Source organism: Shewanella sp. KCT, assembly GCF_007636505.1.
GTDB lineage: Bacteria > Pseudomonadota > Gammaproteobacteria > Enterobacterales > Shewanellaceae > Shewanella > Shewanella halotolerans.
In genome coordinates this window covers 61,411-83,553 of record NZ_LVDJ01000001.1, presented here as the reverse complement: position 1 = coordinate 83,553, position 22,143 = coordinate 61,411, and the positions used below count along the sequence as shown (strand labels likewise).

The following is a 22,143-nucleotide window of genomic DNA, read 5'->3' as shown; positions in this document are numbered from 1 at the left end:
CGTCAATTAGCTTATTCTATCTAAAGAATAATTAGGCGTGAGCTTCACCCAGGTATAACCAGGTATCGATCACTGTATCTGGGTTAAGCGATACAGTATCGATGCCTTGCTCTACCAACCAAGCCGCAAAGTCGGCGTGGTCAGAAGGACCTTGACCACAGATCCCCACGTAAGCGCCTTTCGCCTTAGCGGCCTTGATAGCCATTGCCAGCAGGGCTTTAACGGCTTCGTTACGCTCGTCGAACAGGTGGCTGATGATGCCTGAGTCACGGTCTAGACCTAGGGTTAGCTGGGTCAAGTCGTTCGAACCGATTGAGAAACCGTCGAAGATCTCGAGGAACTGGTCGGCTAGCAGGGCGTTAGAAGGCAGCTCACACATCATGATGACGCGTAGACCATCTTTACCACGCTCCAGGCCTTGCTCTTTCAGCAGTTCGATAACCTGACGGCCTTCTTCCAGCGTACGTACGAATGGGATCATGATCTCTACATTCGTCAGACCCATCTCGTTGCGTACACGCTTGATGGCTTCACACTCAAGGGCGAAACAGTCGCGGAACGACTCAGAGATGTAACGGCTCGCACCGCGGAAGCCCAGCATTGGGTTCTCTTCTTCCGGCTCGTAACGGTCACCACCAACCAGATTAGCGTACTCGTTAGACTTGAAGTCTGACATACGTACAATCACTTTCTTCGGATGGAAGGCCGATGCGATAGTCGCGATACCTTCAACCAGACGCGCCACGTAGTATTCTACTGGTGACTCGTAGCCGGCGATCATCTCGTGGATCTCTTGCTGCAGCTCGGCGCTTTGGTCGTTGAACTCAAGCAGCGCCTTAGGGTGAATACCGATCATACGGTTGATGATGAACTCGAGACGCGCCAGACCCACACCTTCGTTAGGCAGACGTGCGAAGTCGAACGCTCTGTCTGGATTACCCACGTTCATCATGATCTTCATAGGTAGTTCAGGCATAGAATCGACGCGAGAAGACATCACGTCAAACTCTTGGATACCTTCGTAGATGTAACCGGTGTCACCTTCGGCACAAGAAACAGTCACCTGTTGACCGTGCTTGATCTTGTCTGTGATGTCGCCACAACCTACTACCGCAGGTACACCGAGTTCACGGGCGATGATCGCCGCGTGACAAGTACGGCCACCACGGTTGGTAACGATAGCGCTGGCGCGCTTCATGATTGGTTCCCAATCTGGGTCAGTCATGTCGGTAACCAATACGTCACCTTCTTGGATCTGGTCCATATCTTCGATAGAAGCCAGTACCTTAGCGGTACCGTTACCGATCTTATGACCGATGGCACGACCTTCGCCAATCACTTCGCTCTTGGTCTTGAGGTGGAAACGTTCGATCAGCTGTACATCTTCACGTGAACGCACGGTTTCTGGACGCGCCTGTACGATATACAGTTTGCCGTCGTTACCATCTTTAGCCCACTCGATGTCCATTGGACGACCATAGTGCTTCTCGATGATCATGGCTTGCTTAGCCAGCTCCATCACCTCTTCATCGCTGATAGAGAACTGACGACGCATATCTGCGGGTACATCTTCAATCTTCACCTGCTTACCGTGGCTCAGGTCATCAGAGTAAACCATCTGAATCAACTTGCTGCCGATGTTGCGGCGAACAACGGCCTTGTGACCTGCGGTCAGGCTTGGCTTGTGAACATAGAACTCATCTGGGTTCACCGCGCCTTGTACTACCATCTCACCCAGGCCGAATGAAGAGGTCACGAAGACTACGTCGTTGTTACCTGACTCGGTGTCCATGGTGAACATTACACCTGAAGCGGCGGTGTCTGAACGAACCATACGCTGTACGCCAGCTGAAAGCGCAACGCCTTTGTGGTCATAACCTTGGTGTACACGGTATGAGATAGCTCGGTCGTTAAAGAGAGAGGCGAATACGTGCTTGATGGCAACCAGTACTGCGTCGAAGCCTTTAACGTTCAGGAAGGTTTCCTGTTGGCCGGCAAATGATGCATCTGGCATATCTTCGGCAGTCGCTGAAGAGCGTACCGCGAACGATGCATCGCTAGTTTCTGAGGCAAGCTTGTCGTACGACTCACGTACAACCTGCTCAAATTCGCTATGGAATGGGGTATCGATAACCCACTGTCGGATCTGTGCACCTGCGGTGGCGAGTGCATTCACGTCGTCGACGTCTAGAGCTTCTAGCGTCTCGTATATCTTCTGGTTAAGTCCGCTTTGTTCAAGAAATTCATTGAACGCAAAGGAAGTGGTCGCAAAGCCACCAGGCACTTGAACACCTGCATTAGCTAGATTGCTGATCATCTCCCCAAGAGAGGCATTTTTACCGCCTACCTTGTTGACGTCACCCATGCCTAATTCTTGATACCAGAGTACATATTGCTGCACAGTTCTATCTCCGCAAGTTTATTTCAGTGTGGCCCCTTCACACGAGGGCAGCGGCATTTTACACTCCACAGCAAGACGCGTAAATCTATAATTTTATTTGTAATTTTATTACTACAAGAGGTCAAAATGTCACGTAAAGTCTTTTATATCTCAGATGGGACGGCGATCACGGCCGAGGTTTTTGGCCATGCGGTACTGTCTCAGTTTCCAGTTGAGTTTGAAGCACTTACCATTCCATTTGTCGAGACAACTCAGAAAGCCGAGGCGGTAAAAGCACAAATTAATGATTGTTTTATTACAACAGGCGAACGACCACTTGTGTTCCATTCTATCGTCAAAGCCGAGATCCGAGACATCATCTATAGCAGTGAGTGTATCGACTATGACTTCTTGAACACCTTCGTTGCCCCGCTGGAAGATCAGTTAGGCGTCAAGGCGGTTCCAGTCACCCACAGAACTCACGGCAAGGCGAATCACAGTTATGAGGCGCGAATCGACGCCATCAATTACGCCATGGAAAACGATGACGGCCAGACCCTCAAACATATCGATAAGGCCGACATAGTACTGCTGGGCGTCTCCCGTTGCGGCAAGACCCCCAGCAGCCTGTATCTGTCGATGCAGTTTGGCATCAAGGCGGCCAACTATCCCTTCATCGAAGATGACATGGACAACCTTAAGCTGCCCGAGGTGTTAAAGAAGAACAAACATAAGCTGTTTGGTCTGACTATCGATCCTGTGCGCCTGCATGAGATCCGTCAGAGCCGCATGGAGAACAGCCGTTACTCCTCGCTGAGACAGTGCCGTATCGAGGTAAAAGAGGTAGAGATGATGTATAAGCGCGAGCGCATTCCCTTCGTCAACACCACCAACCACTCGGTAGAAGAGATCGCCACCAAGATTCTGGATGTCACAGGTCTGGAACGTCATATGTTCTAAAACTAGGCTGACCTCTGCCTATATAGAGACAAGTTAAGCGCCCCAAATGGCAAGCTAACTGCACAGATGTAGACAAATACCGGAAATTTTCATCTGTTTACCCCTGTGCAGCTAGCAACTATTGGTTATAATCCGAGGCAATCAGGCGAAAGCCAAGACAAACGCTCGGTATATTGAATGACCATTAAAACAGACGAACTACGCACCACATTATTATGTAAGGCCATTTCACCTGCTAAACTCGCATCTGAATACCCGCTTACTCAAGACGCCGCCGACTACCTGGTTCAACAGAGACGTGAAGTTGAAGCCATTCTCACCGGTGAAGACAAACGTCTTCTGGTGATCATCGGCCCCTGCTCTATCCACGACACCCAGGCTGCCATCGACTACGCTAAGCGTCTGGCCGTACTGCATAAAGAACTCAAAGACTCACTCTGCATCCTGATGCGCGTCTATTTCGAGAAACCTCGTACCACGGTTGGCTGGAAGGGACTGATCTCAGATCCGGATCTCGACGGTAGCTTTAATGCCAACAAGGGCCTGCGCCTGGCGCGTCACCTGCTGCAAGAGATAACCGAGCTAAACCTGCCCATCGCCACCGAATTTTTGGATATGGTTAACGGTCAGTATATTGCCGACCTCATCACCTGGGGCGCGGTTGGCGCCCGTACCACAGAGAGTCAGATCCACCGCGAGATGGCCTCGGCGCTCTCCTGTCCGGTCGGCTTCAAGAACGGTACCGACGGCAACATCAATATCGCCATCGACGCGGTGCGCGCCGCCAAGGAACCGCACATCTTCTACTCGCCAGATAAAGATGGCGCCATGGCCGTTTACCGCACCAGCGGTAACCCTTATGGCCACATCATACTGCGCGGCGGCAAACAGCCGAACTACCATGAGGCCGACATTCAGGCTGCGGCGCAGAAGCTTAAAGATGTGGGCCTGTCTCACCGCATGGTGGTGGACTTTAGCCACGGCAACAGCCAGAAGCAGCATAAGCGTCAACTCGAGGTCGCCAAAGATATCATGGCGCAGGTCGCCTCAGGCTCGACCGCGATTGCCGGCATCATGGCAGAGAGCTTTATCGAAGAGGGCAACCAGAAGGTGGTAGCCGGTGAACCACTGGTTTACGGCAAGAGCATCACAGATGCCTGCCTCGACTGGGCCGACTCAGAAAAGCTACTGCGAGACCTTGCTGCAGCCTCCAAGGCGCGCATGGCAAAGCTTAGCTAATACCTAATGTGATTATTTTAAAAAGGCTTCCTCGTGAAGCCTTTTTTAATGTCATGAAACCCACCACATTACCGGGCTACAGCGCTGTCATTAAGCCGCGATTATCAGTATAATCCGCCGGTTTTTTTCAATGCATAACCTTAAGGTTGCCGTATGCCCCTAACCGATACAGAAACTCAGTATTCTGACGCCATTCGCGCGCGCATCGCGCAGTCAGAAGCCCGGGTGATCAAAGCGATTTTTCCCTCTATTACCAACCATCACAACACCCTCTTTGGTGGCGAGGCGCTGGCCTGGATGGATGAGACCGCCTTTATCGCCGCTACCCGCTTCTGCCGCAAGACACTTGTTACTGTCAGCTCAGATCGTATCGACTTCAATAAGTCGATTCCTGCCGGCACCCTGGCAGAGATCATTGCCAACGTGATCTATGTGGGTAACACCTCCCTCAAGGTTGAGGTCAACATCTTTGTCGAAGATATGTACCAAGATCATCGTGAGCATGCCATACGCGGCGTCTTTACCTTTGTGGCGCTGGATGAAGATCGTAAACCCACTAAGGTGTGGAGCGGCGACTGATTTTAAGAAGGTCTCCTGTCGGCGGGCGCACACCTGCCGACTTATTACCTCTCACCTCTAACCTTCCCTAACCTCGCACCTCGTATCTCCCGCTCTCAGCCAAAGACTCATTAGACTTAAGTCTAATAATTGTTTGTAAAAACGAAAAAATCCCATCACCCAGACACAAAAGCAATAGAATACTGAGTCATTTATCTGTTACATTGACTTTACCTTCAAGTGCAACAAAGATAATCAAAAAGCAATGAAGCTCGAAAACTTGCACATCATCATCGCAGATGATCATCCATTATTTAGGAATGCGCTGCGACAGGCATTGAGCGGCGCCTTTGCCGACACCCAGTGGTTTGAGGCCGATAGTGCCGAAGCCCTACAAGGCCTATTGGAACAGGGCAACACCGCCTATGACTTAGTGTTGCTGGATCTACAGATGCCCGGCTCCCATGGTTACTCCACCTTAATACACCTAAGAACCCATTTCCCCGAACTGCCTGTAGTGGTGATCTCCGCTCACGAAGATGCCATGACCATCAGCCGCGCCGTCCATTATGGTAGCGCCGGGTTTATTCCCAAGTCCGCCTCCATGGAGACCCTCTCGGAGGCTCTCACGGCTGTACTCTATGGCGATATCTGGCTACCGGACAACATAGAGCTGCAAGAGATCAACGAAGATGCCACGGATCAGATGGCAGCCAAGCTTGCCGATCTCACGCCGCAGCAATATAAGGTGCTGCAGATGTTTGCCGAGGGTCTGCTCAACAAGCAGATCGCCTATGACCTGGGCGTATCCGAGGCCACCATCAAGGCCCACGCCACCGCCATCTTTAGAAAACTCGGGGTGAGAAACCGCACTCAGGCAGTTATCGCCCTGCAGCAGCTGGAGATGGAAAAGGTCGAGCTATAGCAGAAAACAAGGATAAGCCAGCACAAAAAAGCCGAACTCTCGTTCGGCTTTTTTATTCCCGACTGTTTGTTTTCACAGCCCTTTTTGTTACTTACTTAATGCCTGAAGCTGTCATAAAAGATGACTGGCGTGGAATCTCAGATGATCTTCGATAAAGGTGGCGATAAAGTAATAGCTGTGATCATACCCCTCCTGCATGCGCAGGATCAGCGGATACTCCTTCTCCTTGGCCACTGCAATCAAGGCCTCTGGCCTTAGCTGCTCCTCGAGGAAGTTATCGCTGCTACCCTGATCGATAAAAATCGGCAGATCGCAACTGGCCTGCTTCATCAGCTCACAGGCATCATAGACCAGCCAAGCATCACGATTCTTACCCAGATACTCAGTAAAGGCCTTCTGGCCCCACGGGCAGTTGATGGGATTGACGATAGGGCTAAAGGCCGAGACAGATCGATAACGATCTGGATGCTTAAGGCCTATGGTCAAGGCGCCGTGGCCTCCCATTGAGTGACCGGCCAAAGCGCGCGCCTCTGTCACGGGGAAATGAACCTCGATAAGCTCGGGTAGCTCATCGCGCACATAGTCATACATCTGGTAATGAGCCTGCCAGGGCGACTGAGTCGCGTTGAGATAAAATCCTGCGCCTTGGCCCAGATCGTAGGCAGCGTCATCGGCCACCTCCATCCCTCTTGGGCTAGTATCGGGCGCGACGATGGCAACCCCCAGCTCTGCCGCGATGCGCATGGCGCCAGCCTTTTGCATGAAGTTCTCATCCGTGCAGGTCAGCCCAGACAGCCAGTAAAGCACTGGCACCTTCTGCTCACTGGCCTGAGGCGGCAGGTAGATAGCAAAACGCATGGCACAATTTAGCACCCGAGATTGATGCTGATACTGTTTATGCCAACCACCGAAGCACTTGTTGCTACTGATATTTTCTATTGTCATACTCTCATCCCTAAAGGGCGCAGACGCGGGCGTCTGCGCCAAATCTACGCCTATTGATGCCTATCGGTTAAAATGCACCACAGAGCGGATGCTCTTACCCTCATGCATAAGGTCGAAGGCTGTGTTGATCTTCTCCAGCGCCATGGTGTGAGTGATAAAGTCACTGAGCTTGAACTCGCCGCGCAGGTACTTCTCAACTATCTCGGGCAGCTCTGAGCGTCCCTTCACGCCGCCGAAGGCGCTGCCGCGCCAGACGCGTCCGGTCACCAGCTGGAAAGGACGGGTCGAGATCTCTTGGCCGGCGCCAGCGACACCGATGATCACAGACTCGCCCCACCCCTTATGGCAGCACTCCAGCGCCGAGCGCATCACATCCACATTACCGATACACTCGAATGAGTAATCCACGCCGCCATCGGTTAGCTCGACAATCACTTCCTGGATGGGCTTGTCGTAATGCTTAGGGTTGATGCAGTCGGTAGCACCAAGCTGGCGAGCCAGCTCAAACTTGCTCTCATTGATATCGATGGCGATGATGCGGCTAGCACCCGCCATGGTCGCGCCTATGATGGCCGACAGGCCTATGCCGCCAATACCGAAGATGGCTACGCTGGAACCCGGCTCAACCTTAGCCGTGTTGAGTACCGCGCCCATGCCTGTGGTCACGCCGCAACCCAGCAGACACACCTCTTCCAGTGGCGCCTCTGGATTGACTTTAGCCAGTGAGATCTCTGGCAGTACAGTATATTCAGAGAAAGTTGAGCAACCCATATAGTGGAAGATAGGCTGACCATCTTTGAAGAAACGCGTGGTGCCATCTGGCATCAAGCCTTTACCTTGGGTCTCGCGGATCTTCTGACACAGGTTCGTCTTACCCGACTTACAGAACTTACACTCGCCACACTCAGGGGTATAAAGCGGGATCACGTGATCCCCTACCGCCACACTGGTCACGCCTTCACCGACCGCCTCGACGATACCACCGCCTTCGTGGCCCAGAATCGCCGGGAAGACACCTTCAGGATCGTCACCCGAGAGGGTAAAGGCATCGGTATGGCAGACGCCGGTTGCGACAATCTTCACCAAAACCTCACCAGCCTTGGGATACATCACATCCACCTCTTCTACCGATAATGGCTGGCCCGGTCCCCAGGCGATGGCGGCCTTAGATTTAATAAACTTGTCTGTCATCTCACTTGCTCCATTTAGTGTCTGTATCTGTGTATCTGTCTGCCCACTTCAATGTAGTCGCTGACCATTCCCTTGTCTCGCCAGCAGTTGCATCACGGTGGATTTGATCACTTGTGTCTATTTTATTTATTTCACATGAGATGATAATCTCCGTTTTATACAAATAATTTTTACCAAATAGTAATAATAGGTTTAAAGCCATGCAGGAATGGGAAGGGGTCAGCGAATTTGTCGCGGTGGCGGAGACAGAGAGTTTTACTAAAGCGGGCAAACGCTTAGGGATCTCTACCGCCCAGGTGAGTCGCCAGGTTGGGGCGCTGGAACAGAGACTGGATACCAAGCTGCTCTATCGCACCACCCGCAAGGTCTCCATGACGGAGGAAGGGCAGCTCTACTACCGGCATTGCCGTCAGGTGCTCGATGGCCTGGAAGAAGCCGAGCGCGCGCTGAGCAGCTTAAGAGGTCTGCCCCAGGGACTCCTGAGGATGACGGCACCTGTGGCCTATGGCGAGAAATATATCCTGCCTGTCGTCAACGACTTCCTGCTCGCCTACCCTAACGTCGAGGTGGATATCGCCCTCACCAATCGCCAGGTGAGACTGGTAGATGCGGGCATAGACCTGGCCATTCGCATCGGCAAGCTGGCCGATTCGAGCCTGATCGCCAAGCGGATCAGTCAACGGATCAACTATGTGTGTGCCTCACCGGACTATCTCAAGCGGTTCGGCGAACCCCACAGCCTGTCTGAACTGAGCCGGCACAACTGCCTGATCGGCAACCATGACTACTGGCGCTTTCTCGAACAGGGCCGCGAGCGACAGCTTAAGATAAAGGGCAATCTGAGGTGTAATACCGGCCACGGCCTGAGAGACGCGGCGCTTAAGGGACTGGGACTGGTGCAGCTGCCCAACTATTATGTAGGTCAGGACCTCAAGGCGGGTCGTTTGGTGTCTGTGCTCAACGCCTATCAGGAGCCAAACGAAGGGGTCTGGGCCCTCTATCCCCAAAACCGCCACCTCTCACCTAAGGTGAAGTTAATGGTAGAATTTCTCGACCGCGCCCTGCCCTAACCCTTGCAAGGTTTTAAGACAATAAAAAACGCCCCTTCATCTAGTATGAAGGCGCGTTTCTCTTGTTTAATTTAACGCTTAACGTCAGATTAACGGCTGCTCGGCTGTCAGTTGCTGGCGTCGAGCAGACGTTGATAGAGGGCGTCTTTCAGCTCGGCTCTATCGTGCTTAAGCTGATGCATGGCACTATCGTCGATAGGCGCATCGTTAAGCTCTAGGGTTCGGATCTCTTTGTCTAACGCACTGTACTTCTTGTTGTCTTGCGCGAATCCATCATCGGATTCGGTGAGTTTGAGGATCAGGTCTTGATAATCAGGAAAGTCGTTAATGAGCGAGTGGTTTTCACCTAGCATAAGGCCCCCTTTACTTGAGCAGATAAATGGATAAATTTTATGCCTTGTTGATAAATGTAGCACGCCATCACGCCCCTGGTCAGCATCCACCTCACAAAATACTGCAAAGAGTTGATAAATTAAGTTTTAGTGCGCTGTTTACAAGCCTTTACACCTGAGATTTGCCCAGACATTCCCTACCTGAAATGCTCCATTATGCGGTAATAGAGCATGCCCAAGGCCATGCCCTGATTACCGAGCCAATCGCCCACCGGCAGTCTTACCTGTTTCATCTGGGCAAAGAGGTCGAACTCCTCCAGTTGGCCCTGCACCGCCTGACTCATGATCTCGCCCATGATGTGCGAGGTGGCAACCCCGTGACCTGAGTAGCCCTGACAATAAAACAGATGCTCAGACACCTTGCCAAGCTGGGGGATACGGTTAACCACTATGCCCGCCATGCCGGTCCAATCGAACTCTATCTCCACCCCCTTGAGGCGGGGGAAGGTGCGCTCTATCGCCGGGCGCAGCTCGGCGGCCACATCCTTAGAGTCCCGGCCCGAATAGTTGGTGCCACCACCAAACATCAATCGGTTATCGGCGGTCATGCGGTAATAGTCGAGCACGAAACGACTATCATATACGGCTAAATCATGGGGGTTGAGCTGCTTGGCCAGTTGTGGGTCCAGTCTCACCGTGGCGCAGTTACCCAAAGATGCGGGAAACAGCATGCCCCTTAACTTATGACGCGCCAACCTATGATAGGCATTGCCCGCCAGTACGGCGCAGTTGGCGGTGATCCGCCCCTTATCGGTCGTGACGGTAACCCGCTCATCATCAGAAATGTCCAAAACCTGTGAGCCTTCGAAGATCAAGGCGCCGTTGGCCTCGGCGGCCCTCGCCTCGCCGATGCAGAGATTCACCGAGTGCAGGTGCATGTTGCGCCGATTCAATAAGCCACCGTGATACAGCGGCGTGTCCAGATAATCGGGAATGTCAGCCTTACTCAACAAGGTCAGATCCTCCCCCATGCCCCGCCTCAGTCCCTCTTCATAGGTGGCCTGCATCTCGGCCATGTGGGCCGGCTTATAGGCGGTGTGCAGATGACCGAATTTAAGGTCACAATCTATCTGATATTTTGCTACCCGCTTTTTAATGATCTCATGACCGCGCCAGCGCAGGTTCCAGACAAACTCCTCCGCCTCATAGCCGATACGATTACGCAGCTGTTTTACCATGGCGTTATCGCCAGATAGACTGCCGGTCACCTGACCACCGTTACGACCGGTTGCCCCCCAGCCCACCTTATTTGCCTCGACGACGGCCACCTTGACGCCTCGCTCGGCAAGTTCCAGGGCGGTCGCCACACCGGTAAAACCTGCGCCTATGACTACTACATCGACATCCAGCTCCCCCTCTAGGCTTGGATAATGGGTCTCCTGCTTGATGGTGGCATTGTAATAAGAGTTACAGCGAGCGAGTGACATCCGGCTTTCCTTAATCATTAGTTGCGCCGCCATGATACGGCTTTGTTTTATATTTTTTACAACACGTTTGATATTTGAGTATACCTAGGTGCAATGTCAGGTCAACTAGTTCACGAGATTCGCACACGTAAAAAACCGAACTAAGAAAACAGAGAGTAAGAAAACAGGAGGTAAGAAAACAGGGCGTAAGATAACAAGGAGTAAGAAAACAGGGAGTAAGAAATGGGCGATACTGCTAGAGAGTAAAAATGATTATTGATATGAATTTACAGGTAAATATAAAAGCAGAGACGCGCCGCAGGCTGCGGCGCGCTGCAGACGTTAACGAGTCTGCTGCCAATAGGCGTAAAGGCCGACAATATCCTTGCTACAAAGCAGATGCATCGCCGCTCTCACCTTGTCATCACTCCAATGCCACCATTGCATCTCCATTAACATGGCGATCTCTTCATCCGAAAAACGATAGCGGATCAGTTTCGCCGGGTTGGCGCCTACTATGGCATAGGGCGGCACATCTTTGGTCACCACGGCGCGACTCGCAATAATGGCGCCATCCCCTACCGTGACTCCAGGCATGGTCATCGCTTCGGAGCCTATCCAGACATCATTGCCTATCAGGGTATCACCGCCGCGGACAAACCCATCCTGGGCGCCCGAGAAGCTATCACCCTGTTGATAGAAAAAGGGAAAGCTACTGACCCAGTCGCTTCTATGGCCCTGATTGCCCGCCATCATGAACACGGCGCCAGAGCCAATGGAACAGTAGTTGCCTATGATAAGCCGGTCGACATCGTCCCTATCGGGTGCCAGGTAGCGGGCGCAATCATCGAAGCTGTGTTGATGATAATAGCCCGAATAGTAGCTATGCTCGCCCACGATGATGTTGGGATTGGTGACCTGCTCCTTTAGCGATTGGCCGGCAAAAGGGCTATCAAAATAATTTTTCATCTTAAAACCTATTGTTACTTGTCCTCACACCTTCCCAAACTGGCGTGCATTAGACTGTTGCAGAAGCTGGCACTAGGGCATTCACACTTTACTGTGCCACCCAGCTTTGGCTGACGAGCAGTATCTCACCTTGATAAAGCTCTAAATTAAAGTGCTCACCCTTAACTATCTGCCCCACGCCCTTGGGTGTGCCTGTCATCAGGATGTCGCCATCTTCGAGAGTCATGAAACTGGCGATCTCGGCCAACATGGCCTCGGGGCGATTAAGCATCAATACTACATCCCCCTGCTGGCGCAGCTCACCGTCGACGATCAGGCGAAACGAGAGTGAGTCGAGATCGCCATCAAAAGGCACAAACTCACTAAACAGCGCGGCGCCATCGAAGGACTTGGCCCGCTCCCAGGGTAACCCCTTGGCCTTGAGACGACTCTGTAGCTGGCGTTTGGTGAGATCTAAGCCGACGCCCACAGCCTCAAAGCGGCCCGCCTTCACCAAAAAGCAGAGCTCGGCCTCATAGTGTAGCGGCTCCTGATGGGTACTGAGTAGGGTCTCGGAAATCGCCGAGTTAGGCTTAACGAACAGCACCATCTCTTCGGGCATCTCGTTGTTAAGCTCCTTGATGTGCTCGACATAATTTCGCCCGACGCAGACTATCTTACTCGGCGTCACTTGTTGATCTAGATATTTAACCAAGCGCAAACTTCACTCCTTCGCTGTTGATGTATTCTTACTTTACTAAACTGGATATCAGCGCTCGCAGCGCCGCGGGTTTGACCATCTTGGCCATATAGTGATAGCCACGCTGCTGCACATCTTCCACCAAGTCTTTACGGGTATTGGCGGTGATCAAGATCCCCGGCAGATGAGCGCCATAGAGGGCACGGATCCCGTCCATGGCATCGACGCCATTTTGGCCATGATCCAGATGGTAGTCCGCCAGCACGATATCGGGGGCGACTCCCTTGAGTCCCAGCTTGATGCGGGCATCGGCGAGATCGCTGGCGCAGATCACCTCACACTGCCAGCGGCTGAGCAAGCTCTCGAGTCCTGCCAGGATCGCCTCTTCGTTATCGATACAGAGTACCTTCACCCCGGCCAGCGGCTGCATAACAGGATTGGCCTTCTTAGGCAGGGCCACCTTGGCCTTCTCGCCAAGCGGCACTGTGATAGAAAACATCGAGCCCAACCCTAACTTGGAAACCACCTTAATGTCATGGCCCAGCACACGGGCGATGCGATCGGCGATGGCTAGCCCTAAGCCTAAACCGCTAACGCTCTTACTCTCGGGGTTTTCCAGACGCTTGAACTCCTTAAAGATTTCTCCCAGTTCCTGCTCGTCGATGCCGCAGCCGGTGTCGATCACCTGGATCTCCAGCGCCCCGGCGCGGTGACGACAGCCCAGCAGTACCCGGTTGCCCTTGGCATAACGATAGGCGTTAGTCAGAAAGTTCTGCAGCACCCGCCTGAGCAGGCTGAGATCTGAGCTGATGATGCTGGAGCTGGCCACCATGGAAAACTTGATGCCGTAATCCTTGGCCATGGCATCGAACTCCACCGCTAAGCCTTCCAGCAACTCGGCCACCGAGAAGTCGCGGCGGTTTACTTCCACCATGCCGGAATCTAGCTTAGAGATATCCAGTAGATCCGTCAGCAGCTCGCCGGCTATTTTGAGTGAGCTATTAACGTGGGAGAGCGTGGTGCGCCCCTCCTGATCCAGATTCGGGTATTGCGCCAGAGACGCCGTAAACAGACGGGCGGCATTAAGTGGCTGCATCAGGTCGTGCCCTACAGCGGCCAGGAAACGGCTCTTGGAGGCGTTGGCTATCTCCTCCTGGGCCTTGGCCTCAAGTAGCTGACTGTTGAGCAGCGCCAGCTCATAGGTACGCTCCTTCACCCTGGCCTCCAGGGTTTCATTGACCTCCTGCAACGCTCTGGCCTGCTCGCGGTACTGGGTAATGTCGGTAAAGGTCATCACGAAACCGCCGCTAGGCATAGGATTGCCCTGGATCTTGATCACCTTGCCATCCTGACGCTCACGCTCGGATACATGTGGGGTGCCGTTACGCATATGCTGCACCCGCTTGGCCACCTGCTCCTCTACATCTCCCGGCCCGCAGTAGCCGCGCTCGGCGTTGAAACGTACCACATCGGCGATAGGCATGCCGGCCTGCAGGAAATCTTCGGGATAGTCGTAGAGCTCCACATACTTGTAGTTCCAGGCCACCAGATTCAGCTCCTTGTCCACCACGCTCATCCCCTCATAGGCGTGCTCTATCGCGCCCCTGAGCATATCCTGACTGAGGATGATCTTCGATGAGGCCTCATCCACCAGGCTAAACACCTCATCTAATGCGAGATCTCGCCCCTGCAGCACTGAGTCCATCACCAAGGAGGCGCTGGAGCCCCCCAGCACCCCGGCAAGCATATGCTCGGTGTGGGCGATCAATTCCGGCGAGGCCACCTTGTGCCAGCTGTCGCTGCGCACCGCCTCATCGGAGAAGCGGGAGAAACTCTCGTAGGCCCGGGTGGGACTGACGAAGCGGCTGGCCAGGATCAAGAGATCCTGCTGAGAGATGGGCGATGCCTTGCGGTTACTGGTGTTTTTCAGCTCGCCCGGCGTCACGAAGGCACTGGCCTGGATACGCTCAGCCACCCCAGCGCGAAACCAGATAGAGCCCAGCACATAACAGGCAAGGTTTGCCAGCAGCGCGGTGAGAATGTCACGAATGTTGGGGTTGATACTGTCTAGCAGCGCCAGTTCGCCGCCAAAGACGCCCTGACTGTCGCTCACTCCCTGAAGCAGAATGTAGCACCAGAGACCGAAGCCGACGATAAGCCCCAGATACACCCCGCCGCGATTGCCGTGCTTCCAATACATGCCACCGATCAGTGCGGGCGCGAGCTGAGCGAAGGCGCCGAAGGAGAGCATGCCCAGCGCCGAGAGCGAATCGCTGTTCATGAAAGAGAGGTAACTGAAATACCCCAGCGCCAAGATAAGGACTATGGCGATGCGACGGGCATTGAGCAGGAACTGGGAGAACTGGCTGAAGTTCTTCTGACGGATCTTGCCCGAGTGCAACATCAGAGGCACCAGCCATTCATTACTCACCATGACGCTGATGGTCACCACGGCAACGATCACCATGCCGGTCGCCGCCGACAGCGTCCCAAGCAGGGCAATCACCGCCAGCATGGGCTGATCCAGCGCCAAAGGTAGATTGATCACATAGGTATCGGCCGACACGCTATCCCCCAGCATCAACTTACCCGCCAGGGCGAGCGGCGCCACAAACATGCCGAAGAGAAGCAGGTAGATAGGAAACAGATACTTGGCCTTAACTAGGGTGGGTTCATCCTTACACTCCACCATCATCACATGGAACTGGCGCGGCATGCAGAGAAACGCCGCCATGCCCACCAACAGCTGGGGCATCAGGTTTTCAAGTCGCAGCTCGGGATTATTGATCAACTGACGCTCTGTGGCCTGGGCCCAGATATCGCCGAAGCCATCGAAGAAGCCAAAGCTGATCACGCCGCCCACCAAGAGGAAGGCCGCCAGTTTCACTAGGGACTCGAAGGCGATCGCCAGCATCATGCCCGGGTTGTGTTCGGTCGCATCCAGCTTACGGGTACCAAACAGGATGGCAAACATCGCTAGTATGCCGGTGACGATCAGCGAGACCCAGGCGCCATCGTATTGGGCGTCTTCGGGCTGAAACAGGTTGAGGCTAAATACCATGGCCTTAAGCTGCAGGGCGATATAGGGCATGATGCCGAACAGGGCGATCAGGGTGACGATGGCGGCGATGGTCTGCGACTTGCCGTAACGGGCGGCAATAAAATCGGCCACCGAGGTGATGTTTTGCGCCTTGGAGACGATCACCATCTTGCGCAGCAAACCGAAGCCGAAGGTAAAGATGAGTATGGGACCGACGAAGATAGGCAGGAAGGACCAGAGATCCTGAGCCGACTGACCAACTGTACCGAGAAAGCTCCAAGAGGAGCAGTAAACCGCTAAACTTAAACCATAAATCCAGGTCTGTATCTTCTTGGTGATCCGCCCAAACCAGCGCTCCGCTCCCCAGGCCAACAGGAAGAGTAGCGACACGTATAACAGGGCGATCACGCCGACAACCAGAGTCAGATTCATAGCAATTCCAATTCTTTTAATTATTCTGCGCTAAATACTAGCTTAAATCTCGTGCAAATATAATCACAACAGACTAAAAATAAAGGATATTTTTTTACTAGACCAAGGTCTAATAGAGGTAAATAGCCTAAGCATTCCATACTTTATCTACGCACAATTAGAAATAAAAGGAAGTCAGATGAGCACCCAGTCTCTCTACAAAGTTCCAAGCGAAATCGCGGCGAATGCCCATATTAATGACGAGAAATATAAGAAGATGTATCAGGAATCTGTGGTTAACCCCGAAGGTTTCTGGAGAGAGCATGGCCAGCGCATCGATTGGATGAAGCCTTTTACTAAGGTCAAGAAAACCTCCTTCGACGATCACAACCTGTCGATCAACTGGTTCTATGACGGCACCCTAAACGCCTCGGTCAACTGTCTCGATAGACACCTGGCCGATAACGCCGATAAGCTGGCCATCATCTGGGAAGGTGATGACGCGGCCGATCAACGCACCCTCACCTATGGCGAACTCCATACAGAGGTGTGTAAGTTTGCCAACGCCCTGCGCAGCCAAGGGGTGCGTCGTGGTGACGTGGTCACCGTATACATGCCAATGGTGCCAGAGGCTGCCGTGGTCATGCTGGCCTGTGCCCGTATCGGCGCCATCCACTCTGTGGTGTTCGGTGGCTTCTCGCCGGACTCTATCGCCTCACGGGTGATCGACGGCAAGTCAAAAGTTGTGATCACCGCCGACGAAGGCGTACGCGGTGGCCGCACTATCCCACTAAAAGCCAATATAGATGAGGCCCTCTCTCACCCAGACGTGACCTGTGTCGAGAAGGTGATCGTGCTCGAGCGTACCGGCAACCCCGTCAACTGGGTTGAGGGACGCGACATCAAGTGGGCGTCGCTAATGGAGACCGCCTCAGAGCACTGCGTGGCCGAAGAGATGGGCGCCGAAGACCCCCTCTTCCTGCTCTATACCTCTGGCTCGACCGGTAACCCTAAGGGCGTGCTGCACACCACAGGTGGCTACCTGGTCTATGCCTCGATGACCCACGAATATGTGTTTGATTACAAAGAGGGTGAGATCTACTGGTGTACCGCCGATGTGGGTTGGATCACCGGTCACTCCTACATGGTCTATGGCCCGCTGGCCAACGGCGCAACCATATTGATCCACGAAGGTATCCCTAACTATCCAAGCCCGGCTCGTCTAGGTGAGATGATCGACCGCCACAAGGTCAACATTCTCTACACGGCGCCGACGCTGATCCGCGCCCTGATGGCAGAAGGCAAGGAGCAGTTCGATGGTTTCGATGGCAGCTCGCTGCGCATCATGGGCTCTGTGGGTGAACCCATTAACCCAGAGGCCTGGCGCTGGTATCACGAGGTGATTGGCCATGAAAACTGCCCTATCGTCGATACCTGGTGGCAAACCGAAACCGGTGGCATCCTGATCTCGCCACTGCCGGGCGCCACAGATACTAAACCTGGTTCAGCCACTCGCCCATTCTTTGGCGTGCAGCCGGCCTTAGTGGACAACATGGGTAACATCATAGATGGCGCAGCCGAGGGTAACCTGGTGATCCTCGACTCCTGGCCAGGACAGATGCGCACCGTGTATGGCGACCATGACAGATTCGCGCTGACCTACTTCAAGACCTTCCGTGGCATGTACTTTACCGGAGACGGTGCTCGCCGCGATGAAGATGGCTACTACTGGATCACAGGCCGTGTCGATGACGTGATTAACGTATCGGGTCACCGACTGGGTACCGCCGAGGTCGAGAGCGCCCTGGTGGCTCATGAGCATGTCGCCGAGGCCGCCGTGGTGGGCTACCCTCACGACATCAAGGGCCAAGGCATCTATGCCTATGTCACCTTGACCAAGGGCACTCAGGAAAGCGAAGAGCTGCGTCAGGAGTTGCGTCAATGGGTCAGAAAAGAGATTGGCGCCCTGGCGACGCCGGATCTGATCCAGTGGGCCGGCGGTCTGCCTAAGACACGCTCGGGCAAGATCATGCGCCGCTTCCTGCGTAAGATCGCCGCCAACGAGGTGACTAACTTAGGTGATGCGTCGACCCTCGCCGATCCAGCGGTGATCGACACCCTGATTGAGACGCGTCTCAACCGCAGCGAATAACCTTTTTGCTGAATTAGATTCTCTCTTCTAGCCCCTCTTCGAGGGGCTTTTTTTATATCTCCCCTAGCCGCTACCAAGCTGCGCTGCTATTCTGACTGCCCCAATCACAGACCATCAATTGCCTTGCAACTCAGAGATTATCAACGCCAAGCCGTCGATGCGGCCATCAACCACTTTAAACGCAGCGATGACTCCGCCCTACTCGTGCTCCCGACCGGGGCCGGCAAGAGTATCGTCATCGCAGAGCTTGCCCGCATCGCCAAGGGGCGCACCTTGGTGCTTACCCACGTCAAGGAGCTGGTGGCGCAAAACGCCGAGAAGGTTGGATTACTGACCGATGAGGCCAGTATCTTTTCCGCAGGGCTGAAACAAAAATCGACCCGCAACAAGACGGTGGTGGCCAGCATTCAATCGGCGGTGCGTAACCCCAAGCAATTTGATGAGCCCTATTCCCTGGTGATCATCGATGAGTGCCACCGGGTCTCCAATGAGAAAGAGAGCCAGTATCAGCAGCTACTCAGCCATCTCAGAACCCAGAATCCGAAACTCAGGCTGCTGGGCCTTACGGCAACCCCCTACCGTCTGGGCAGCGGTTGGATCTACCGTTATCACTACCATGGCAAGATTGGCAACACTGAGCTGCCGGTGTTCGAGCACTGTATCTTCGAGCTGCCGATGCGCCCGCTGATCAAACAAGGCTTTCTGACACCGCCCAAGGTGCTCGACGGTCTGTCGGCCCAATATGATTTCGGCGAGCTCTCACCCAATGCAAGTGGCGAATACAATGAGGCCGAAGTCGACTCCCTGCTGCATCACGCGGGCCGCGCTACCAAGGCGATTGTGGAGCAGATTAAACAGCTCACCAACACCCGCGCCGGCACCATCATCTTCGCGGCGACCGTGCGTCATGCCAAAGAGATCATGACGCTGCTGGACAGCCCCGAGGCGGGGCTAATCACCGCAGACACACCTAGCCAGGAGCGCGATGCCATTATCGATGCCTTCAAACGCCGCGAGCTCAGCTACCTGGTCAATGTTGCGGTACTCACCACAGGTTTCGACGCCCCCCATGTGGATCTCATCGCCATCTTGAGGCCCACGGCTTCGGTGAGTCTGTTCCAGCAGATGGTCGGCCGGGGGCTGAGGATCTGCGAAGGTAAGCGGGATTGCTTAGTGATCGACTACGCCGCCAACGGCTTCGACCTCTTCTTTCCCGAAGTTGGTCGTCCCAAACCCGACAGCAAGAGCGTGCCAGTACAGGTCCCCTGCCCCGAGTGTGGCTTTGCCAACATCTTCTGGGGATTGATCGATGATGATGGCGATATTATCGAGCACTTCGGACGACGCTGTCAGGCCGTGATCGATGACGGCGATAGCAAACACCAATGTGACTTTCGATTCCGCTCCAAGGCTTGCCCAAATTGCGGTGAAGAGAATGATATTGCCGCCAAGGTGTGCCAGCATTGTCAGTCAACGCTTATAGACCCGGACAAGCGTCTTAAAGAGGTGCTACAACAGAAACATCATCACCTGTTCCGCTGCCAGGAGATGCTGTTTGAGGCCGACAACGACAGGCTCAGGGTGCGTTACCTGGATATCGAGGGCAACGATTTCTGCTGCTACTTCAATTTTGCCACCAAGGCGCAGATCCGCGCCTTCTATGGCGCCTTTGTGTATCAACACACGCGCACACCAGGCCAGAAACAACCCACCTTTAACAAGGTCGACCAGGTGATCGCCGCGCGGGATCATTTTCGCATGCCGGATCTGTTGCTTCTCAAGAAGGGCAAACGCGGCTGGGAACTTGTCGAGCGTTTCTTCGACTATCGGGGTCGATTCGACAGCCAGCATAAGTTTGTATGATCTGTCATATGCAATCGTCGCCAGCCTATGGTATAAAGTCACCAACATTTACTTCTGGAGCGAATATGTTTGTTGTAATTTTCGGCCGTCCAGGCTGCCCTTACTGCGTTAGAGCCGTTCAACTGTCAGAGCAACTGGTTGAATCTCGCGATGATTTCAAATTTAAGTATGTCGATATTCATGCAGAGGGTATCACCAAGGCCGATCTGGAAAAGACGGTAGGCAAGCCAGTTGAAACCGTGCCACAGATCTTCATCGATCAAGAGCATATCGGTGGCTGCACCGAATTTGAACAATATGTTCGCGACAACAATTTGCTGTGATTGAGGCAAAGAAAAAGGAGGCTTAGCCTCCTTTTTTATACTCTCTTCACGCCCTAGAGCACATATTTCACCGAGAACATCACGCGATTCAACTCGCCCTTGTCCCCATTTTGTTTGGTGTTCTCAGCATACATATATTCCACCCCAACCGTCATAGGTTTCACAGGTGAATAGAGCAGGTTAATGTAGCCTGAGTAAGACTCTTCATTCACCGCGCCGCCGGTTAAGGCCACATCGTTATCGGCCTTGAAGCCTGAGAGGGTAAAGCTTGAACGCCATTTATCGTTCCACCAATGACGGTATGAGGCAAAGCCGCCGTAAGAACTGATGGTCTTGATGTCGCCGTCGGCGTCTAACACACCGGCATTGGCATAGTTAAGCGCCATGTAACGACCTAAGCCATCACCGGCAGTCGCCGATATTTTAAGATCATCATCACCGACAGGGATCACCCCGGTAAAGTTCACGCCATAGCCCATGGTCTGAGAATCTATACCGTTCTTCTCAAGGTTAAGTTGGCGCGCAATACCAGCCAGCGTGAACTTTGCACCGCCTTGGGTCTTGAAGTTATAACGCGCCACGAAATCTGGCACTATGCCGCTACCGCTGGTGATACGTGAACCACCGCCATTAGGTGTCACTGTAGTTTCAGGATTTTCCAAGGCAAACTGGAAGCCGCCATTGGTGTATCTGACCTGCGTTTGGCGCACGAAAGGCGTACCGTCGGCCGCTCCTACAAAATCGAGGTTCTCGGGCAAAGAGCCTGGATTCATGAAGGTACTCCAGGTCTGACCCACGGTCCAATTATCGTAACTCACGAATGCATGACGAATACGAGGAGAGTAGCTATTCGATACCCTCTCGTTACCGTCTGTATGGGTCATGAAATCCAGCTCGATGAAACCAGTCAGCTTGTGACCGTCGAGATCTGTCGTTGTCTTAAAATTAAAGCGAGACTCTCTCGCTTGGAAATCTACGACTTGTTTGCCATTGCCCGGCGTACCATAAATGGTGCCTGGAACATAAAACTGACGAGAAAGATTACCTGAGTCCGGTGCACCATTGCTGTAGTCACTGAACATGACATCGGCCTTCACATAGCCACCAAACTTGAACTCTGTCTCAGCCATAGCGGCACTGGAACCTAGCGCCAGTAAGGTCGCCGCAGCCAGCAAAGACACTTTTGCGTTTTTCATCTGTCCTCTCCCTTTTTCATTATTATCGCAATGAATATGACGGAGTTAACAAACAAGTAACATTAGCAAAACGTCTATAAGACCAAGGTCGAACAGGCATAGCTAATATGCGTGAAGTAGCTAGTGAATTAGTCTAGGTCTGGGCAAATGCAATCTGAACAGCAAACTCAACTCAAAGTTACGAGGAAAAATCAGGCGGTTAATGCATAGGGACTTAGCACTAAATCAGAAATGAGAGATAATAGATCAATATTTAAATAGCTTAGGAATTTAATAACTTATTAATTGAACCACTTAGGATTGAATAGCAAGAGGAATACTAGGTAGTGAAGGAATTAAATATCAAGAGAAGTGGTGGGTCGTGAAGGATTCGAACCTTCGACCAATTGGTTAAAAGCCAACTGCTCTACCGACTGAGCTAACGACCCATCTTGGATGTCTAAC

Annotated in this window: 17 protein-coding genes and 1 tRNA gene; 8 read left to right on the top strand and 10 right to left on the bottom strand. The window is 53.2% G+C overall.

Annotated features, from left to right (window positions below):
• Positions 1-31: 31 nt before the first annotated feature.
• Positions 32-2,401, bottom strand: coding sequence for a phosphoenolpyruvate synthase (gene ppsA / locus AYI87_RS00425; RefSeq protein ID WP_144198636.1), 2,370 nt, complete (start codon positions 2,399-2,401; stop codon positions 32-34).
• Between the two features lie 126 nt (positions 2,402-2,527).
• Here ppsA and AYI87_RS00420 point away from each other — a divergent pair, with 126 nt between their 5' ends.
• The 4 genes from AYI87_RS00420 to AYI87_RS00405 all read left to right on the top strand — a co-directional run bounded on the left by AYI87_RS00420 (position 2,528) and on the right by AYI87_RS00405 (position 6,062).
• Positions 2,528-3,340, top strand: coding sequence for a pyruvate, water dikinase regulatory protein (locus AYI87_RS00420; RefSeq protein WP_011865347.1), 813 nt, complete (start codon positions 2,528-2,530; stop codon positions 3,338-3,340).
• A 177-nt stretch (positions 3,341-3,517) separates the two neighbouring features.
• A complete protein-coding gene (locus AYI87_RS00415; protein ID WP_144198633.1) occupies positions 3,518-4,579 on the top strand; it encodes a 3-deoxy-7-phosphoheptulonate synthase in 1,062 nt (353 codons plus the stop codon).
• A 153-nt stretch (positions 4,580-4,732) separates the two neighbouring features.
• Positions 4,733-5,158, top strand: a complete 426-nt coding sequence (locus tag AYI87_RS00410; RefSeq protein WP_144198630.1) for an acyl-CoA thioesterase — start codon at positions 4,733-4,735, stop codon at positions 5,156-5,158.
• A 244-nt stretch (positions 5,159-5,402) separates the two neighbouring features.
• Positions 5,403-6,062 (top strand): response regulator transcription factor, encoded by a 660-nt coding sequence (locus AYI87_RS00405; RefSeq protein WP_011865344.1) that lies wholly within the window; start codon positions 5,403-5,405, stop codon positions 6,060-6,062.
• A 111-nt stretch (positions 6,063-6,173) separates the two neighbouring features.
• Here the strand turns inward: AYI87_RS00405 and fghA are convergent, their stop codons facing one another.
• Both fghA and AYI87_RS00395 read right to left on the bottom strand, forming a co-directional pair.
• Positions 6,174-7,007, bottom strand: coding sequence for an S-formylglutathione hydrolase (gene fghA, locus AYI87_RS00400; RefSeq protein ID WP_144198627.1), 834 nt, complete (start codon positions 7,005-7,007; stop codon positions 6,174-6,176).
• 60 nt (positions 7,008-7,067) lie between these two features.
• A complete protein-coding gene (locus AYI87_RS00395) occupies positions 7,068-8,198 on the bottom strand; it encodes an S-(hydroxymethyl)glutathione dehydrogenase/class III alcohol dehydrogenase (protein WP_144198624.1) in 1,131 nt (376 codons plus the stop codon).
• Between the two features lie 200 nt (positions 8,199-8,398).
• Between AYI87_RS00395 and AYI87_RS00390 the strand changes: the two genes are divergently transcribed.
• The gene (locus tag AYI87_RS00390) at positions 8,399-9,268 is read left to right on the top strand and encodes a LysR substrate-binding domain-containing protein (protein WP_144198621.1); all 870 of its coding nucleotides are present in this window, start codon (positions 8,399-8,401) and stop codon (positions 9,266-9,268) included.
• Positions 9,269-9,375: 107 nt separating this feature from the next.
• Here AYI87_RS00390 and AYI87_RS00385 read toward each other — a convergent pair whose 3' ends face one another.
• The 5 genes from AYI87_RS00385 to AYI87_RS00365 all read right to left on the bottom strand — a co-directional run bounded on the left by AYI87_RS00385 (position 9,376) and on the right by AYI87_RS00365 (position 16,186).
• Positions 9,376-9,621: a YdcH family protein gene (locus tag AYI87_RS00385; RefSeq protein ID WP_144198618.1), complete on the bottom strand. Its 246-nt coding sequence runs from the start codon at positions 9,619-9,621 to the stop codon at positions 9,376-9,378.
• 176 nt (positions 9,622-9,797) lie between these two features.
• Complete coding sequence (locus AYI87_RS00380) at positions 9,798-11,087, bottom strand: NAD(P)/FAD-dependent oxidoreductase (protein ID WP_144198615.1); 1,290 nt, start codon at positions 11,085-11,087, stop codon at positions 9,798-9,800.
• A gap of 321 nt (positions 11,088-11,408) precedes the next feature.
• Positions 11,409-12,035 carry a type B chloramphenicol O-acetyltransferase gene (catB, locus tag AYI87_RS00375; RefSeq protein WP_144198612.1) on the bottom strand — a complete coding sequence of 209 codons (627 nt, stop codon included), beginning with the start codon at positions 12,033-12,035 and terminating at the stop codon, positions 11,409-11,411.
• An 88-nt stretch (positions 12,036-12,123) separates the two neighbouring features.
• Complete coding sequence (locus AYI87_RS00370) at positions 12,124-12,735, bottom strand: fumarylacetoacetate hydrolase family protein (RefSeq protein ID WP_144198609.1); 612 nt, start codon at positions 12,733-12,735, stop codon at positions 12,124-12,126.
• Between the two features lie 28 nt (positions 12,736-12,763).
• A complete protein-coding gene (locus AYI87_RS00365; protein ID WP_144198606.1) occupies positions 12,764-16,186 on the bottom strand; it encodes a PAS domain-containing hybrid sensor histidine kinase/response regulator in 3,423 nt (1,140 codons plus the stop codon).
• Between the two features lie 178 nt (positions 16,187-16,364).
• On the opposite strand from AYI87_RS00365, the gene acs reads away from it, so the two are divergent.
• The 3 genes from acs to AYI87_RS00350 all read left to right on the top strand — a co-directional run bounded on the left by acs (position 16,365) and on the right by AYI87_RS00350 (position 20,503).
• Entirely contained in the window at positions 16,365-18,317 is a 1,953-nt protein-coding gene (gene acs, locus AYI87_RS00360; protein WP_144198603.1) for an acetate--CoA ligase, read from the top strand.
• Between the two features lie 123 nt (positions 18,318-18,440).
• Positions 18,441-20,180 (top strand): DEAD/DEAH box helicase, encoded by a 1,740-nt coding sequence (locus AYI87_RS00355; RefSeq protein WP_144198600.1) that lies wholly within the window; start codon positions 18,441-18,443, stop codon positions 20,178-20,180.
• Between the two features lie 65 nt (positions 20,181-20,245).
• Positions 20,246-20,503, top strand: coding sequence for a GrxA family glutaredoxin (locus AYI87_RS00350; RefSeq protein ID WP_011865330.1), 258 nt, complete (start codon positions 20,246-20,248; stop codon positions 20,501-20,503).
• Positions 20,504-20,556: 53 nt separating this feature from the next.
• On the opposite strand, the gene AYI87_RS00345 is transcribed toward AYI87_RS00350, so the two are convergent.
• Entirely contained in the window at positions 20,557-21,699 is a 1,143-nt protein-coding gene (locus AYI87_RS00345; protein ID WP_144198597.1) for a DcaP family trimeric outer membrane transporter, read from the bottom strand.
• A gap of 352 nt (positions 21,700-22,051) precedes the next feature.
• Positions 22,052-22,127: transfer RNA gene (locus tag AYI87_RS00340), tRNA-Lys, on the bottom strand.
• Positions 22,128-22,143: the final 16 nt, after the last annotated feature.